Below are 17293 nucleotides of genomic sequence, written 5' to 3' on the forward strand. Positions count from 1 at the left end.
CCTAAGATCGCACCGTGGACGTGCCCGCCGTACCCGACCCCGGCCTGGGCGCCGTCACGCCCGCCGGCGACCCCTACGTGGTCTACCTCGACGCCCTGGCCAGCGCCGAGTCCCGGCGCACGATGCGCGGGTGCCTCGACAGGGTCGCCCGCGTCATCTCCGGCGACCCCGCCGCGACCGGCGCCGGGCAGCCCTGGCACCTGCTGCGCTACGAGCACACCGTGCGCATCCGCACGATCCTCACCGAGCAGGGATGGTCGCCCGCCTACGTCAACAAGCACCTGGTCGCGCTGCGCCGGGTGATGCGCGAAGCCTGGCGCCTCGGCAAGATGAGCGCCGAGGACTACCAGCGCGCCGCCGACCTGCCCACCCTGCGGCACACCCGCCTGCCCACCGGGCAGCACGTCCCGCCGGAGGTGGTCGGCGCCGCCCTGGCCGTCTGCGACCGCGACGACTCCCCCGCCGGGGTGCGCGACGGCGCGCTGCTGGCCGTGCTGTACTCCACCGGCTGCCGGCGCGCCGAGGTCGCGGCGCTCGCGCTGAGCGACTACGACGTCGCCGCGCGCTCCCTGCGCGTGCGCGGCAAGCGCGACAAGGAACGCCTGGTCTACCTGACGGCCGAGGCGGTGGCCCGCACCGAGGCCTGGCTGGCCGTACGGGGGCGGGAGGCGGGCGCGCTGTTCGCCCCCATCAGCAGGGCCGGGCGCCTCCGGGCCCCCGGGGGGAGGCCGGCGGCGATGACCGGGCAGGCGATCGCCGACATCCTGGCCCGGCGCCTCGCCGCCGCCGGGGCCACCAAGCGGACCCCGCACGACTTCCGGCGCACGTTCATCGGCGAACTGCTCGACGCCGGAGTCGACCTGGCCACCACCCAGGCGCTGGTCGGCCACGCCTCCCCCGTCACCACCGCGCGCTACGACCGCCGTCCCGAGAGCCGCCGCAGGGAGGCCGTCGACCGGCTGCGGATGCCCGACGCCCGCCCCCTGCGCCCCGGCGGGCCCTGAGCCGCCCAGGACGTGCAGGGCGCCAGGTCCTCCTCGCGCCACGGGCGCGGGATCAGCCGCTCGGTCTCCAGCATGGTTCCCCATTGTGACCCCTGACCGGCCCCAGTACGCCCCTGTATCCCGGCCCGGGAGTGCCCGGAACGGCAGGTCTGGAATAAGAACCTCTGGGAGTGGGTTAGAGTCGAGTAGCCGATGTGGTTTGTGTCCCCCGGGCCGCAATTACCGCCTTCACGGAATACCGTTCGGCTGGAGCCGTGTTGTGCCTCTCGCCGAGGAGGCGACCGCCACATCGGCCTAAAACGGAGCGCCCCGCAGGCTCGTCTTGCGGGGCGCTCCGTTGTACGACGATGTAACACTTTGTGGGCTGCCGTAACACAAGGTTTCCACTCAGCGCCGTATGGTTGGCATTGGCCGTCCGCACACCGGGAGAGTCCGTGCTGTATCGCATGACGAAGATCATCAGCAGTCCTGTGCTGCGCGTGCTGTGGCGCCCTCAGGTGACCGGGGCGCGCAACGTCCCGAGGTCGGGGGCGGCGATCCTGGCCTCCAACCACCTGTCCATCCTGGACTCGGTGTTCCTGCCGCTCATGCTCCCCCGGCAGGTGACCTTCGTCGCCAAGTCCGAGTACTTCACCGGCAACCGCCTGATGGCCATGTTCATGCGGAGCACCGGCCAGGTGGCGATCGACAGGGAGAGCGCCTCGGCGGCGCAGGCCATGCTCGACTCGGCCATCCAGGTGCTCAAGGGCGGCGAGCTGTTCGGCATCTACCCCGAGGGCACCCGCTCCCCCGACGGGCGGCTCTACCGGGGCAAGATCGGCGTCGCCTGGCTGGCGCTGACGGCGGGCGTGCCGGTGATCCCGGTCGCGATGGTCAACACCGAGCGCGTGCTGCCGCCCGGCGCCTCGGTCCCGAGGATCGCCAAGATCGGCGTGCGCATCGGCGAGCCGATGAGCTTCACCGGCGACCCCGGCAGGGCCAGGGACCGGCGCGTGGTCACCGACGAGGTGATGCGGGCCATCCAGCGCCTGTCGGGCCAGGAGTACGTCCCGGCGTACGCCTCCAGCCACAAGGAACGGGCCAAGGAGGCCGCCTGAGCCGGTCACACGGCGGCGAAGCGGCGAACACCGGCGAACACCCCGCGCTAGGCTCGTGGCGACGTCGACACACCCGGGGGTAACACGTGCCGCGCGGCCGTATCATCGCGATCACGTCTGTCACGACCGTGCTGGTGGCGGAGGCCGCCGCCGGTGGCGCCTACTACGTCCTGCACACCAGGGGCAGCGCGGCGCAGACCGCGAGCCACTTCGCCGGCGCCTGGAGCCGGGGCGACCTGGCCGCCATGCGGTCCGACCTCGCCTCGCCGGTGGCCGGGTTCGAGGACGCCTACGCCGAAACGGCCAAGAATCTCGGCGTCCAGAAGACCTCGGTCAGGCTGGGCGCGGTCAGCCCGGCCGGTGACGACCGGGCCAGGGCCGCCTACACCGCCACGCTGTCGCTGAAGGACGTCGGGCAGTGGACCTACACCGGCTCCCTGGAGTTGGTGGTCAAGGACCACTACTGGAAGGTCGCCTGGACTCCCGGGGCCGTGCATCCCGCGCTGACCGGCTCCACCCACCTGGCCCTGAAGACCACCTGGCCGCAGCGGGCCGCCGTGGAGGACTCCTCCGGCCGCCGCATCGACCAGGGCGACGTCGGCGGGTCGGTGCAGCAGCTCGTCGGCTACCTCGACAAGGCGACCGCCAAGGACGTGGCCAAGCTCGGCTCGTCCTACACGACCGGCGACCCCGTCGGCAGGGGCGGGCTGCAGGAGACGTTCCAGAAGGACCTGGCGGGCGTCCCCGCCACCCGCGTCACGGTCGTCGACGGATCCAAGAAGACCGTCCAGACGCTGAAGACCTTCGAGGGGACCCCCGGCGTGGCCGTGCGCACCAGCCTGGACCCCTTGGTGCAGAAGGCCGCGGTCGAGGCGGTGCGCACCCTGGACAAGCCCACCTCCCTGGTGGCGATCCGCCCCTCCACCGGCGAGATCCTCGCCGTCGTCAACAACCGCGGCGGGTTCAACCGCGCCCTCGACGGGCGCTACCCTCCCGGGTCGACGTTCAAGACCGTCACCGCCGCCGGGCTGCTCGCCGAGGGGCTCACCCCCGAGCAGAAGGTCACCTGCCCCGCCAAGGCCACCATCGGCGGCCTGCCGATCCGCAACTCCGACCACGAGGCGTTCGGCTCGCTGTCGTTCCTGGACTCCTACGCCCACTCCTGCAACACGACCTTCGCGCCGCTCGCCGCCCAGCACCTCAGCGGCGGCAAGCTGTACGAGATCGCCACCAAGATGGGGTTCAACCAGCCGCTGGCCATCGGCGTCCCCGCCACCAAGGGAAGCATGCCGAAGCCCACCAGCGACGCCGACCTCGCCGCCGAGTCCTTCGGCCAGGGCCGCATCACCGCCAGCCCGCTGGTGATGGCCTCGGTCGCCGCGGCGGTGGCCGACGGCACCTGGCGCCCGCCGACCCTGGTGCCCTCGCTCAAGCAGAAAGCCCAGCCGCAGCGACTGCCGGAACCGGTGGCACGGAACCTGCGCACGATGATGGCCGCCGTGGTGAGCAAGGGCACGGCCAAGAAGGCCGGGCTGCCCAAGAGCACCGCGGGCAAGACGGGAACCGCGGAGTTCGGCACCGGCCCGAAGCTCGACTCCCACGCGTGGTTCATCGGCTTCCGCGGCGAGGTGGCGTTCGCCGTGGTGGTCGAGGCCGGAGGCATGGGCGGCGCGGTCGCCGCCCCGGTCGCCGCCGACTTCCTGCGCGGTCTCGGCTGACCGGCGGCCGGGCACCCCGGGCCTGAACCCCGCGTGTACGACGCATCGGTCCATGGCGGTCACGCACGCGCGTGTCAGCCCAGCCTGACCGCCCGCTTGAGGAAGACGACGCCGTCGATCGCGGCGAGCTGGGCCGGGTCCAGCGGGAAATAGGCGAAATCGTGCGAGACGCGCGGGGCGGGCTTGGTGACGGCCTCGGCCAGGCGGCGGGCGTCGACGAGAGAGTGGTCCCACGGGAGCGTGGACAGGATGCCCTCGACGGTGTCCGGGGGCGGGGTGTCCTCGCCGGCCGTGCCGAAGGCGGAGGCCAGGAAGGCGTACCGGTCGCCCAGGTGCGCTTCGGTGATCGCCCCCGCGCTCCACCACTCCACGAAGTGGTCGCCGAAAGGCATGAGGCTCTTGTTCCGCTGCAGGTGGAGGTTGTGGCAGAAGACCAGGGCCGGGCCCTGCCCGGCGACGGCGCGCAGGTTGGCGGCCATCATCGCGTCCCGCTGGGCCGACAGCCGCGTCATCCGCGCCGGGGAGGTGTCGGCCATCCAGGAGTGGTAGCGGAGCAGGCCGACGGCGGTGCGCCCGTACAGCGCCGCCCGCTCCCTGTCCTTGGCGCTCAGCCGCGGCACCTGGGTGTCGAGCAGCGCCACCAGATCGTCGGCGAGCAGCCGCAGCCGCTGGGCGTCGGCGGACCGGCCGATCGACTGGGACGGGTCCATGACCGTGGCCTCGTTCGTCCACCGGTCGTCCGGGCCGAGCAGCGCGTCCAGCGTTTCCCTGGTGCAGGGGAGGGGGCCTTCGAGGAGGGCGTAGAGGGCGGTGAGCGCCTGGCGCGGGCTCTCGGCCCAGTACTCCAGCGGGCCGTCGAAGCCGAAGAACCGGAGCCTTTCGTCATGCTCCTCGTTGTACGCGCGCATCCAGCGCACGAGCTCGCGGTTGGCGGGGGGCGCGCCGAAGCCGTGGCTGAAGCCACGCTCCATGACGTCATCGAGCGTGCCCGCGCCCGTCGTGACGTAGTCGTCCACCACCAGGCCCCTGAGGCAGTCGCTCTCGATGGCGAAGGAGCGGTAGCCCTCGTGCTCGACCAGATGCCGGAAGATCTCGTTGCGCAACTCGCCCAGCTCTCCCACGAAGTGCCTGGCCTCGCCCAGGCCGAGCAGCAGGGGCTTGGCGGGAAGCGACCGGAGGAACGCCGAGACGCCCGCGCCATCGAGCGGCCGGGCCGTGTCCTTGATATCCATACCTTCAACGGTATCGTTGAACTTTCGGTGTAAACTTTGCCGCGAGAATACTCGCGCTCATCGCGGCAACCTTCAATCGTTGGTGCATCCATGAGACGGACCCCGCCGCCTCGTCGAAAAGCACGCCGACCCCCACATCCCTGAGGGGACCCAATACAGCGCTCCGGCCACCCGTGGGCACGCTCCCATACCCCAAGAGAGCGCTTTCTCCCATCCTTGCAGGCTCGGTCGTGTCGCGGGCCTGGACATCGCACGCTTCCGCGGCGAGCCGGCCCGTACGTACAACGGGAGACCCGCCGCGGCAGAGGGCGGAAGGCGCGGACGGTGGCGCGCGGCCTTGCTCTCACATCGGCAGCGCGGCCGCCGCGTCGTGGTGGAACACCATGATCAGCAGTGTCGCCACCAGGGTGGCGATCAGCAGCCAGCTCACCAGGATGATGATCGACGACCTGCTCAGACGCCGCCGGCCACGGGCCTCGCGGGCGGCCCGCTTCTGTTCTCCGGCCGCCTTGCGCTGCACGCGCTCGTTGAACGACTCAAGCCGGGCGGCGAGTCGTGGATCGGCATCAATGAGATAACTCTCGATCTGGGCAAGCATTCGCTCCTCGTCCTGCGACCAAGGCACGCCGCACCTCCCGGCAACGCAAGCGGTGTGCCGACGTTCTGCCCGCCCCCAAGATCTTTAGCCATACCATGCCGTCCTTTTTACCGCCAGTTTTGAGGTTGCGATCTTTGTCGAACTTTCGTTCTATGCGCTGGGACGACGCGCTCCCGACCGGCACCCGCCGTGCCTCTCTTCGCCCCGTGGCGCGGTGACCCACGACCTTCGACGGGGTCCCCTCCCCCGCCGCCGCGCGCCACGTCCGCCCGTCCCGGCCCCGGGTGGCGGCGGGCCGGGGCGGCTCACGCTACTGCGAGCCGCGAAAGACGCTTATGGGTGATTCGCTCCGCTGTTGGGTATTTAACGCGAGTGATGCGCCGAATATGGCGCATTGTCAGTCAATGGTCGGTCCATGAGAACAGGGGGAATCATGGCGGGAACACGAAAGAAATCCACCAAGGCCACAGGAAAGGCCAAGAAGGCGGCCATCAAGGCCACGCGCGAGACCAAGCAGACCAAACGCGAGGACGACGACAAGCGACCCGCGGAGCGCGAAGAGGCCCGGTGACGCGGGTCATGACGCGACGATCCCGGCGAGCTGTGTGACGGGGCCGTCATAGCCCGCGAACCGGGCCTCGGCAACAGCGCATGATCAGGCACTCTCCCTCCGGCCACCGCGTGGACTTGTGGATCCGGCCCGTCAAGTACGGCGACCGCTCCCCATGGCCCGCTCGACGGTCCTTCGGGCCTTCGCGGCGCCGAAGAGGGGGCGTTCACGGTCTCGACGCGGCGGCCCGGGTGCCTGATCATGGAGACCCCGGCCCCCGAACGCGAGGATCGATGTCCGCTTACCTCCGTTTCCCCACGATCTTCGGCGAGGTCGTCGTCTTCGCCGCCGAGGACGACCTGTGGATGGTCTCCGCCGACGGCGGGAGGGCCTTCCGCCTGACCGCCGGGGTCGCCGAGGCCGGGTATCCCCGCTTCTCCCCCGACGGCACCAAGATCGCCTTCGTCGGCCGCGAGGAGGGGCCCGAGGAGGTCTACGTCATGCCGGCCGAGGGCGGCGCCGGACAGCGGATGACCTACGACGGCGCCCTGTGCACGGTCACCGGCTGGGACCCGGGCGGCGCGGTGGTCTACGCGAGCGACGAGGGCCAGCCCTTCGGCCGCCGCCGATGGCTCCACCGGGTCGACCCCGGCGGCGTCTCCCAACGCCTGCCGTACGGGCCGGCCAACTCCATCTCCTACGGCCCCGGCGGGGCGATCGTGCTCGGCCGCAACACCGCCGACCCGGCGCGGTGGAAGCGCTACCGGGGAGGCACCGTCGGCGACCTGTGGGTCGACCGGGAGGGCAGGGGCGAGTTCGCCCGGCTGATCTCCCTGGCGGGCAACCTCGCCTCGCCCTGCTGGGTGGGCGAGCGCATCTACTTCCTGTCCGACCACGAGGGCATCGGCAACGTCTATTCCTGCACCCCCGCCGGTGAGGACCTCCAGCGCCACACCGACCACGGCGACTACTACGCCCGCAACCTCGCGAGCGACGGGCGGCGGCTGGTCTACCACGCGGCGGCCGAATTGTACGTGCTCGACCCGGCCGAGGGCGAGGCGCGCCCGGTCGAGGTGCGCCTGGGCAGCTCGCGCACCCAGCGCAACCGCCGCTTCGTCCCCGCCGGACGCTACCTCGACAGCGCCACCCTCACCCCCGACGGCAGCGGCCTGGCGATCACCACGCGCGGCAAGGCGTACTCCTTCGGAAACTGGGAGGGGCCGGTCCGCCAGCACGGTGAGCCCGACGGCGTGCGCTACCGCCTGCTGACCTGGCTCAACGACCGCGAGCGGCTGGTGGCGGCGGCCAGCGACGACGGCGACCGCGAGGTCCTGGTCGTGCTGACCGCCGACGGCAGCGCACCCCCGGTACGCCTGTCCGCCCTGGACACCGGGCGGGCGATCGACCTGTCGGTGTCGCCGGGCGCCGACCGCGTCGCGGTGACCAACCACCGCAACGAGCTCCTCATCGTCACCCTGCCCGAGCCGGGGGCCGAGGACACCGGCGGACAGGCGACGCTGAAGGTCGCCGACAGCAGCAGGTTCGGCCGCGTGGAGGACGCCGTCTGGTCCCCCGAGGGTGACTGGCTCGCCTACACCTTCCCCGACACCGCGCAGACCACGGCCATCAAGCTCTGCAGGGTCGCCACCGGGGAGACCTACCGGGCCACCCGCCCGGTGCTGCGCGACAGCAGGCCCGCCTTCGACCCCGAGGGCAGGTACCTGTACTTCATCGGGCAGCGCGTCTTCAACCCGGTCTACGACTCGCTGCAGTTCGACCTGGGCTTCCCGCTCGGCACCCGGCCGTACGCCGTCGTGCTGCGGTCCGGCGTCGGCTCGCCGTTCGTGCCCGAGCCGAGGCCGCTGACCGGCGACGACCCTCCCGCCAAGGACGCCCCCGACGACGCCGCCCCCGGTAAGGAGGCCTCCGACGCGACCGCCCCGGGCAAGGACGGCGTCCGCGCCGGCGAGGCCGAGCTCCCCGCCTCGGGCGAGAGCGCCCAGAGCTCAGGCGAGGGCACAGGCGCGGGCGCGGGCGCGGCCGGGACGCGGGCGCCCGGTGGCGACGACGCGGCCGGCGAGTCCGCGAGCGAGGATGACATCGACGGGCTGGAGATCGAGTTCGAGGGCATCGAGCGCCGCGTCGTCGCCTTCCCGGTGCCCGAGGGCCGCTACGAGCGCGTCGCCGGCATGAAGGGCAAGGCGCTGTTCACCTCCTTCCCGGTCGAGGGCAGCCGCGGCGACGAGTTCGCCGAGTCGACCTCCGGCACCCTGCATGCCTACGACTTCGTCAAGCAGAAGTCCGAGATCGTCGTCTCCGACGTCACCGACTTCCACCTGGGCCGGGACGCCACGACGCTGCTCTACCGGTCCGGGCAGCGGCTGCGGGTGATCCGCGCGGGCGAGGCGCCCGCCGAGGAGGAGGCCCCCGGCAGGGCCGGCGGGTGGATCGACCTCGACCGGGTGAAGGTCTCGGTCCGCCCGGCGGCCGAGTGGCGGCAGATGTTCCGCGAGGCGTGGCGGCTCCAGCGGGAGAACTTCTGGGTGCAGGACATGGCCGGCATCGACTGGGAGGGCGTCTACGAGCGCTACCTCCCCCTGGTCGACCGGGTGGGCACCCGGGGCGAGTTCTCCGACCTGCTGTGGGAGCTGCTGGGCGAGCTCGGCACCTCCCACGCCTACGAGAGCGGCGGCGAGTACCGCACCCGGCCCCAGTACTGGCAGGGCAAGCTGGGCGTCGACTGGTCCTACGCCGACGGCGTCCACACGATCGCACGCATCGTCGCCGGTGACCCCTGGGACCCCGACGCCACTTCCCCGCTCAACCGTCCGGGACTGGACGTACGGCCGGGCGACGCGGTGGTGGCCATCAACGGCCAGCCGGCCGGGGCGGTGGCGGGCCCGGCCAGGCTCCTGGTCAACCAGGCCGGCCAGGAGGTCGAGCTGACCGTAAGGCGCGGAGACGGGCCGGCCAGGACGGTGACGGTCAAGGCCCTGTCGGACGAGGAGCCGGGCCGCTACCGCGACTGGGTGGAGGCCAACCGCGCGCGCACCCACGAACGCACCGGCGGCAAGATCGGCTACATCCACATCCCCGATATGGGCCCCGACGGCTACGCCGAGTTCCACCGGGGGTTCCTCGCCGAGTACGACCGGGAGGGGCTGGTCGTGGACGTCCGCTTCAACGGCGGCGGCCATGTCTCGGGGCTGCTGCTGCAGAAGCTCGCCCGGCGGCGCATCGGCTACGACTTCCCGCGCTGGGGTGTGCCCGAGCCCTATCCCGCCGAGTCGCCGCGCGGCGCGCTGGTGGCGATCACCAACGAGTGGGCCGGTTCCGACGGCGACATCTTCAGCCACACCTTCAAGCTGCTCGGGCTCGGGCCGCTGATCGGCAAGCGCACGTGGGGCGGGGTGATCGGCATCTGGCCGCGCCACCGGCTGGCCGACGGCACGGTGACCACCCAGCCGGAGTTCTCCTTCACCTTCGACGACGTCGGGTGGCGGGTGGAGAACTACGGCACCGATCCGGACATCGAGGTCGACATCACTCCGCAGGACTACGCGCGGGGGATCGACACCCAGCTTGAGCGGGCGATCGACCTGGCCCTGGAACGGCTGGCGCAGTATCCCGCGCACACCCCCAACCCCGCCGACCGTCCCCGTCTGGGCGCCCCGCTGCTGCCCCCACGCCGGTGACCACCGTGGTGACCGCGCAAGTGGCCGTACGGCTCGCCCTCACCCCCTGGCGGCTGCTCGACGACTGAGAAAGATCCGCCCTGGAATGCCCGAGGGCCGCACTAGGCGTGCCAGATGGCGGCGAGCTGCCGGGTGGCCAGGCGGGCCGGGATCGCGCGCAGCAGGGTGTCGCGCGCCCAGGCGGCGGCCCCGGTCTGCGAGGTCAGCCGCGACTGCCGCTCCGCGGCCCGCATCAGCCGGTTGGCGCGCGGGCGGCGCTGCGCGTCGTAGCGCAGCAGCCGCTCGGCCACCTCGGCGGCCCCGGTCCCCGACAGGTGTCGGGCGAGCGCGGCGGCGTCCTCGAAGGCCTGGCTGGCGCCCTGCCCGAGGTCGGGCGTCATGGCGTGCGCGGCGTCGCCGAGCAGCGCGATCCTGCCGGTCGCGAACGTCGGCAGCGGCTTGGCCAGGCAGGCGATCGGGTCGACGTAGACGTCCTCGGCAGGCGTGGCAGCCAGCAGCGCGGGGACGGCCGGATGCCAGTCGGACATCAGCGCCAGCATCCGCTCGCGCGCCTCCTCCGGCCCCGGGACGGGTTCCGGCAGCACGGAGTCGGTGAACCAGTACAGCCCGTCCGCGTCGATGGGGAACAGCCCGAACATCGCTCCGGTGCGCCGGTCGATCAGGATGGCGGCCAGCAACTCCTCCACGTCCAGGTCCGCAGGGCGGGGCAGGGTGCCGCGTAGGTCCATGCGGCCGATCCTGCGCGACCCGCCGTGGCCGGGGAACAGCTGCCCGCGCAGCCTGCTGCCGATCCCGTCGGCCACGATCACCGCGTCCGCCTCCTCGACGCGCTCGCCGCCGCTGAACACCGCCACTCCGTTGACTCCGTGCTCCAGCCGCTCCACCGGTGTCGCGGTCCGCACCGTCTCGGCGGGCAGTGGGGCGCGCAGCGAGCGGTGCAGCTCCGCCCGGTCGGCCACGATCATCGACCCGACCTCGCGCTGTGCCCGCACGGCGTCGGTGATCAGCAGCGGCCTCCCGCGCCAGTCGCGCAGCCCGGCGCTGCGGGCGGGGGTGGACCGCCCTGACGTGTCGTAGCCGAGCTCCTCCAGCGCCCGGAGCCCGTTGGGCATGATCACCACGCCGGTGCCCGCCTCGCGGAGCTCGGCGCCCCGTTCGTAGAGGGTCACCTGATGCCCCTGGCGGTGCAGGCCCACCGCGGCCGCCACCCCGCCCAGCCCGGCACCGACCACGGCGACACGCATGGCGATCCTCCATTCACTACGATCGTACTACTACGGCTATTGATAGCATGGCCCGGTGCCGCCCACCAACCCTGCCCGCCGCCAGGCCCTGACGGACGCCGCTATCGACCTGCTGGCGGCCTCGGGGGTGCACGGGGTGACCCATCGTGCGGTGGAGAAGGAGGCGGGGCTGCCGGCTGGTACGGCGTCCAACTACTTCCGCAGCCGCGAGGCGCTGCTGGTCGCCGCCGCCGAGCGGGTGGTCGAGCTCCACCTGGCGGACATGGACCAGGCGGCCGGGCACCAACCTGCGGGCGGCGCCGACCTGGTGGAGATGCTGACCGAGTCGTTGCTCTCGGCGGCGACCACGCTGCGCCACCGCTACCTCGCGATCTTCGAGCTACAGCTGGAGGCGGTGCGCCGCCCGGCGTTGGCCGCAGCGCTGGCGGGGCTGCAGGAGGTCGCGGTGCGCGTCACCGCCGGGCATCACGACCAGCTGGGACTGAAGATCGCGCGTGAGAAGGTCCCCGCGCTCATCGCGCTCTACGGCAGCGCCCTGTTCGCCCTGGTCAGCGCGCCCCCCAGCAGTGTCACCCGGCCCGCCGTCGAGGCCATCGTCGACACCATGGTGTACGGCTCGGCCGTACCGGACGATCCGGCCGCCTTTACTTTGTAGATCAAGAGATGGGCCGTCGACATCCCCCACGGCGGGACCGCGGCCTTGCTCGGCCGGCTCCGACCCCCGCCCGCACCGTGCGTCGCCGAGCCGATGTCACTGGGGGGCGACGGCGAGCGGCTCGGGGATCAGGGGCTGCTCCCACCGGAAGCCCATCCGGAACGTCACCTTGGCCAGCGCCCGCTGGCCGTCGGCGTTGGGGTGGAAGAAGTCCCACTTGCTGATGTGGTCGAGGGTGTAGGGGTAGGAGAAGACCGCGCCGCCGTCGGACCGGCAGTCCGGGCCGTACGCCGCGCACGCCTGCGCCATCGCGGTGTTGTAGTCCCGCACGCGCTCCCTGACGCGGTCCCTGCGGGCCTGGTCCTTCTTGGCGTCGGAGGAGGCGTTGGCCAGCATGGTCGGGCAGATGCCGCCGATCGTCCAGAACGACTTGGCCAGCACGCTCTCCCTGCCGATGCGCCAGAGCCGCTTGAGGTCGGGGATGCTGGCGGCGAAGACCTTCACCCCCGCCGAAGCGAGCACGGCGAAGGCCCGGTCGATGCGGGCACGGTAGGTCGCCACGGGGGTCATCCGCGACTCGCTCGCGACGCAGGCGTCCTGCGCGCCGATCAGGATCGTGACATAGGAGGCCCTGGCGGCCACGGCCTTCTCGGCCTGGGCGGCCAGCTCGGCGCTGGTGGATCCGGGCACGGCGAAGTTGAGGTTGTGCCCCTTGACGGCCGGGCCGACGGCGAGCAGGCGGAGGTAGTGGCTGTCGACGTCCGCCGCGTCACCCGCCGACCACGACCGGGAGGTGCAGGAGACGTACCAGCCGCAGGCGTTGAAGCCCGCGCTGATCGAGTCGCCGAGCGCCGCCATCACCGCGGGCACCGGCTCGGCCGCCGCCGCGACGGCCGTGCCGGGCACCAGCACGGCCGATGCGGCGAGAACGAGCGCGATCCTTCTGACCATGGTCACCTCCACCTGGGACGATCGATCCCGGGTTGGAGATCGAGAACCCAAGGTAGAGATCGGGAAGGGTGGGCTCTATTACCTCCGGGCGAGGCGTTGCTACCGTTGACCAAGTTCCTATCGCGGCTTGACAGGTCACGGAGCGTGTGCAGGCGCCCATGACGGCGAATCACCCTGAGCGCGCGGGGCTGTGATGAGGCCACCCGATGTCGAACGCGTTCAGTTTCCGCATAAGGTGGGCAGAGTGAGTGTCGCGCTCGGGATAACCCGCCCCCCGCTGGTTCGCAGCATCCCCATCCATCACCCCGAAGACCTGATCGCGCGACTGCCGCAGGCCCCGCCGTACGCCTGGGTCCACCAGGGCGAAGGCCTGGTGGCCTGGGGTGAGGCCGCACGGGTGAGCGTCCCCCCGGGGCCGGGGCGCTTCGACTGGGCCAGGCGGTGGCTGGCCGCCCAGTTCGGCGAGGCCCACATCGACGACGACGTGCACGTGCCCGGCTCGGGCCCGGTCGCGTTCGGCTCGTTCACCTTCGACCCCGACGTCGCCGGCTCGGTGCTGGTGGTCCCCCGGGTGGTGCTCGGCCGCAGGAACGGCCGCGCGTGGCTGACCACGGTGGGTGACGCCCCCATCGAGCTGATGGCGCCCGCCGCGTCCCCCGGCCGCATCGTGTACGGCGACGGCTCGCTGACCGCGCTCGAGTGGCAGCACGCCGTGGCCCGCGCCGTGGGCGAGATCAGGTCGGGGCGGCTGGAGAAGGTCGTGCTCGCGCGCGACCTGCTCGCCAGGGCCGAGCGCGACATCGACGTACGGGTCCTGCTCGACCGCCTGGCCCGGGCCTACCCCGACTGCTACACCTTCTCCTGCGCGGGCCTGGTCGGCGCCACACCCGAGCTGCTGGTGCGGCACACCGGCACGGCCATCGAGTCCCTGGTGCTGGCCGGCACCACCTACCGGGGGGCCGGCCCGGCCGACGACAAGGCCAAGGCCGCGGCGCTGTTCGCCTCGGCCAAGGACCGCCACGAGCACGCGTGCGCGGTGGCCTCGGTGCGCGAGGCACTCACGCCGCTGTGCGCCTCGCTCACGGTGCCCGGCGAGCCCGAGCTGCTGGTTCTTCCCAACGTGCAGCACCTCGCCAGCCGGGTCCAGGGGCGGCTGGCCGACGGCGCGTCGGTGCTCGACGTGGTCGCGGCCATGCATCCCACCGCGGCCGTCGGCGGCACGCCCACCGGGGTGGCCCTGGATGTGATCCGCGAACTGGAGGGCATGGACCGCGCCGGGTACGCCGGTCCGGTCGGCTGGATCGACGCGCGGGGCGACGGCGAGTGGGGCATCGCCCTGCGCTGCGCCTACGTCGAGGGGCGGCGGGCCCGGCTGTTCGCCGGGTGCGGCATCATGGGCGGCTCCGACCCGGCCGCCGAGCTGGCCGAGGCCCAGGCCAAGTTCCGCGTGATGAGGTACGCCCTGGAGGGCTGATCTCCTGCCGGCCCTCCCCCGGCGCGCCCCTACGGAACGCCCGAGGCGGGCGGCCCGCCGGTCTCCCCAGGACCGGACCCAGCGGGGACCTCGGGACCGGACCCAGCGGGGACCTCGCGGCCGGACCCGGCCGGTATCTCGCGGCCGAGCTCGTGGGCCAGCTCGTCGAGCTCGGCGCCCCCTGCCATCAGGGACGTCAGCTCGTCGCGGGTGATGTCGTCCTTGTCGAACTGCCCCAGGCTGGCGCCCCGGTTGAGCAGCAGGAACCGGTCACCCACGGGGAAGGCGTGGTGGGGGTTGTGGGTGATGAAGACCACCCCGAGACCCCGGTCGCGCGCCCGGGCGATGTAGCGGAGCACCACGCCCGCCTGCCTGACCCCGAGCGCCGAGGTCGGCTCGTCCAGGATCAGCACCCGGGCCCCGAAGTACACGGCGCGGGCGATGGCCACCGACTGGCGCTCGCCGCCCGACAGCGTGCCGACCGGCTGGTCCACGTCGCGGATGTCGATGCCCATGGCGCGCAGCTCCTCGCGCGCGACCCTCTTGGCCCGTGCCACGTCGAAGCGGCGCAACGGCCCGGTGACCGGCTCCGACCCGAGGAAGAAGTTCCGCCAGACCGACATCAGCGGGATCAGCGCGAGGTCCTGATAGACCGTGGCGATCCCCCGGTCCAGGGCCTCGCGCGGGCCGCCGAACCGCACCGGGACGCCGTCGAGGAGATACTCGCCGCTGTCCTGGACGTGCACCCCCGCGAGGATCTTGATGAGCGTCGACTTGCCGGCCCCGTTGTCGCCGAGCACGCAGGCCACCTCGCCCTGCCGTACGAGCATCGAGACCCCCCGCAGGGCGATCACGCTGCCGAAGACCTTGCCCACGTCGCGGGCTTCGAGTAGCGGCGGGGTCATCGCCGCACCTCCTCGGCGTAGCGGCGGACCAGGCGGTTGGCGAGGGTCGCCATCAGGAGCATCGCGCCCAGGAAGAACTTGAACCAGTCGGCGTCCCATCCGGCGAAGACGATGCCCTTGTCGGCCATCCCGAAGATCACCGCGCCGATGGACGCCCCGATCGCCGAGCCGTACCCGCCGGTGAGCAGGCAGCCGCCGATCACGGCGGCGATGATGTAGATGAACTCCTGCCCGATGCCGGAGTTGGCCTGGACCGAGGTGAAGCGCAGCGCCATGATCGATCCGACCAGCCAGGCGGCGGTCGCGGTGGTCATGAACAGCGCGATCTTCGTACGGGCGGCGGGGATGCCGGCCGCGCGTGCCGCCCGCTCGTTCCCTCCGACCGCGAAGATCCAGTTCCCGGCCCTCGACCGCATCAGGACCCAGGTGGCAAGGGCCGTGACCCCGAGCCACCAGAAGATCGCCACGCGGTAGTCCACCCCGCCGGCCGTGACCGAGCCGGCCAGCACCGCCCGCGCGCCCTCGTAGCCCTCGGCCCTCCTCAGGCCGCCGACCTGCACGGTGCCGGTCAGCGCCTTGGTGACGCCGAGGTTGAGCCCCTGCAGCATCAGGAACGTGCCGAGCGTGACGATGAAGCTGGGCAGCTTCGTGCGGACCACCAGCAGGCCGTTGGCGAAGCCGATCGCCAGGGCGAGGACGAGCCCCGCGAGCATGGCGGCCCACACGTTCCAGCCGTACTTGGTGGCGAGGGTGACCATTACCAGCCCCGTGGTGCCCGTCAGCACCCCGGCGGACAGGTCGAACTCGCCACCGATCATGAGCAGGGCGATGGCGACGGCCATGATGCCGAGCGTGGACGCCGGGTCCAGCCAGTTGGCCACGCCGTCCGCAGACCGGAAGACCTCCGACTGCGAGGAGAAGAACGCGAAGACCGCGACGGCCCCGACCACCGAGCCGAGCTCGGGGCGGATCAGCAGGCGCCGCGGCCACCCGGCGCCCGCGACGCGCTCGTCGGCGGCGACGCTGGTCACCGGGTGCCGCCCTGCGCGAGCTTGGCCACCTGCGCCGCGTTCTCCTTGGTCACGAAGCCCGGGCCCGTGTTGACCGGCAGCCCGCCGCCGACCGTGTTGAGGTTGCTCTTGTACAGGTAGAGGAACGTGATGGGCAACCAACCCTGGAGGTACTGCTGCTGGTCGACCGCGAACAGGATCTCCCCGGCCTCGATCGCGTCGACGACGTCGGCCGACAGATCGAAGGTGGCGAGCTTGGCCTTGGAGCCCCCGTCGGCGATCGCGTCGCGGGCGGCGACCGCCGGGTTCAGGGTGAGCACCCCGTTGACCGAGCGGTCGGACTGGAGCTTCGCCTTGATCTTGGAGGTGGCGTCGGCGAGATTGCTGACGTCCACCTGCAGCCGCTCCACGGTGCCGCCAAGGGTGGCCGTGGCGCCGCCGCACCGCTGGTCCAGGCCGACGTTACCCGCCTCGTGGATGACGCAGAGCAGCTTGGTGACACCCTCGGCCCTGAGCTTCTCGCCCGCCCCGCGCCCGGCCACCTCCTCGGACTGGCCGACGTGGGTGATCGCGCCGAACTCCTTGGACCTGTCGGCGCCGGAGTTGATGGTGACGACCGGGATGCCGGCGGCCACGGCCGTGGTGACGGACTCCTTCAGCGCGTCGGGATTGGCCATCGAGACCACCACACCGTCGACCTTCTCGCTGACCGCCTGGTCGATGAGCTGGGCCTGCTTGGCGGGGTCCCCGTCGCCCTGGTAGGTCACCTTCGCGCCGTACTGCCTGCCGGCCGCCTCCGCGCCGTTCTTGACGACGTCCCAGAAGGAGTCTCCGGGCGCACCGTGCGTGATGACGGCGTAGGCTCCGCCGCCCTGCCCCCCGGCCGCCGGCGAGACGGACGTGCCCGCCGAGGGCGTCGCGCCGTCACCGCCCGAACATCCGCTCAGCGCCAGCGCTCCCAGCACCGTCACTGTGATCAACCGTGTGACTCGCCTCATGGATACCTCCCACACCGCCCCGGAGGACGGGATCGGCCGCCTGCCAGGTTTGTAACCTCAGGTAACCCCCCTGTCAATTGTTTGTCGTGACATGCTGATGTACAGGCCACTTTCAACAGCGATGTGCCCGGGCACCGCCGAGCCCGGCACGGCCATACCCTG

14 protein-coding genes are annotated in these 17293 nt (G+C 72.0%); 7 read left to right on the forward strand and 7 right to left on the reverse strand.

The features are described from left to right. The first annotated feature begins 14 nt into the window (after positions 1-14). From ACGFIV_RS05735 to ACGFIV_RS05745, 3 genes are all read left to right on the forward strand, one after another. Positions 15-1004 carry a tyrosine-type recombinase/integrase gene (locus tag ACGFIV_RS05735; protein WP_358559277.1) on the forward strand — a complete coding sequence of 330 codons (990 nt, stop codon included), beginning with the start codon at positions 15-17 and terminating at the stop codon, positions 1002-1004. A gap of 446 nt (positions 1005-1450) precedes the next feature. Next, entirely contained in the window at positions 1451-2101 is a 651-nt protein-coding gene (locus ACGFIV_RS05740; RefSeq protein WP_358559924.1) for a lysophospholipid acyltransferase family protein, read from the forward strand. 86 nt (positions 2102-2187) lie between these two features. After that, positions 2188-3819 (forward strand): penicillin-binding transpeptidase domain-containing protein, encoded by a 1632-nt coding sequence (locus tag ACGFIV_RS05745; protein ID WP_392832328.1) that lies wholly within the window; start codon positions 2188-2190, stop codon positions 3817-3819. 74 nt (positions 3820-3893) lie between these two features. On the opposite strand, the gene ACGFIV_RS05750 is transcribed toward ACGFIV_RS05745, so the two are convergent. Both ACGFIV_RS05750 and ACGFIV_RS05755 read right to left on the reverse strand, forming a co-directional pair. Further along, positions 3894-5051, reverse strand: a complete 1158-nt coding sequence (locus ACGFIV_RS05750) for an erythromycin esterase family protein (protein ID WP_392832330.1) — start codon at positions 5049-5051, stop codon at positions 3894-3896. 343 nt (positions 5052-5394) lie between these two features. Next, positions 5395-5676 (reverse strand): DUF3040 domain-containing protein, encoded by a 282-nt coding sequence (locus ACGFIV_RS05755; protein WP_358562001.1) that lies wholly within the window; start codon positions 5674-5676, stop codon positions 5395-5397. Between the two features lie 406 nt (positions 5677-6082). Between ACGFIV_RS05755 and ACGFIV_RS05760 the strand changes: the two genes are divergently transcribed. Then, complete coding sequence (locus tag ACGFIV_RS05760; RefSeq protein WP_358561998.1) at positions 6083-6220, forward strand: hypothetical protein; 138 nt, start codon at positions 6083-6085, stop codon at positions 6218-6220. Positions 6221-6492: 272 nt separating this feature from the next. Continuing rightward, a complete protein-coding gene (locus ACGFIV_RS05765) occupies positions 6493-9894 on the forward strand; it encodes a PDZ domain-containing protein (RefSeq protein WP_392832335.1) in 3402 nt (1133 codons plus the stop codon). Positions 9895-9995: 101 nt separating this feature from the next. On the opposite strand, the gene ACGFIV_RS05770 is transcribed toward ACGFIV_RS05765, so the two are convergent. Then, a complete protein-coding gene (locus ACGFIV_RS05770; RefSeq protein ID WP_392832338.1) occupies positions 9996-11138 on the reverse strand; it encodes an FAD-dependent monooxygenase in 1143 nt (380 codons plus the stop codon). 55 nt (positions 11139-11193) lie between these two features. On the opposite strand from ACGFIV_RS05770, the gene ACGFIV_RS05775 reads away from it, so the two are divergent. Next, positions 11194-11793 (forward strand): TetR/AcrR family transcriptional regulator, encoded by a 600-nt coding sequence (locus ACGFIV_RS05775; RefSeq protein ID WP_392832341.1) that lies wholly within the window; start codon positions 11194-11196, stop codon positions 11791-11793. Between the two features lie 96 nt (positions 11794-11889). On the opposite strand, the gene ACGFIV_RS05780 is transcribed toward ACGFIV_RS05775, so the two are convergent. Further along, the gene (locus tag ACGFIV_RS05780; protein ID WP_392832344.1) at positions 11890-12744 is read right to left on the reverse strand and encodes a GDSL-type esterase/lipase family protein; all 855 of its coding nucleotides are present in this window, start codon (positions 12742-12744) and stop codon (positions 11890-11892) included. 244 nt (positions 12745-12988) lie between these two features. On the opposite strand from ACGFIV_RS05780, the gene ACGFIV_RS05785 reads away from it, so the two are divergent. Then, positions 12989-14218 carry an isochorismate synthase gene (locus ACGFIV_RS05785; protein WP_358561400.1) on the forward strand — a complete coding sequence of 410 codons (1230 nt, stop codon included), beginning with the start codon at positions 12989-12991 and terminating at the stop codon, positions 14216-14218. Positions 14219-14247: 29 nt separating this feature from the next. Here the strand turns inward: ACGFIV_RS05785 and ACGFIV_RS05790 are convergent, their stop codons facing one another. From ACGFIV_RS05790 to ACGFIV_RS05800, 3 genes are read right to left on the reverse strand one after another with little or no spacing between them, the layout of a single operon-like run. After that, a complete protein-coding gene (locus ACGFIV_RS05790) occupies positions 14248-15123 on the reverse strand; it encodes an ATP-binding cassette domain-containing protein (RefSeq protein ID WP_358561397.1) in 876 nt (291 codons plus the stop codon). Then, positions 15120-16154 carry an ABC transporter permease gene (locus tag ACGFIV_RS05795; protein ID WP_392832350.1) on the reverse strand — a complete coding sequence of 345 codons (1035 nt, stop codon included), beginning with the start codon at positions 16152-16154 and terminating at the stop codon, positions 15120-15122. The genes ACGFIV_RS05790 and ACGFIV_RS05795 overlap by 4 nt, the downstream gene beginning before the upstream one ends. Then, entirely contained in the window at positions 16151-17131 is a 981-nt protein-coding gene (locus tag ACGFIV_RS05800; protein WP_392832353.1) for a sugar ABC transporter substrate-binding protein, read from the reverse strand. The genes ACGFIV_RS05795 and ACGFIV_RS05800 overlap by 4 nt, the downstream gene beginning before the upstream one ends. Between the last annotated feature and the right edge of the window lie 162 nt (positions 17132-17293).

Origin of the sequence: Sphaerisporangium sp. NPDC049003 (assembly GCF_043197795.1) — a bacterium.
GTDB lineage: Bacteria > Actinomycetota > Actinomycetes > Streptosporangiales > Streptosporangiaceae > Sphaerisporangium.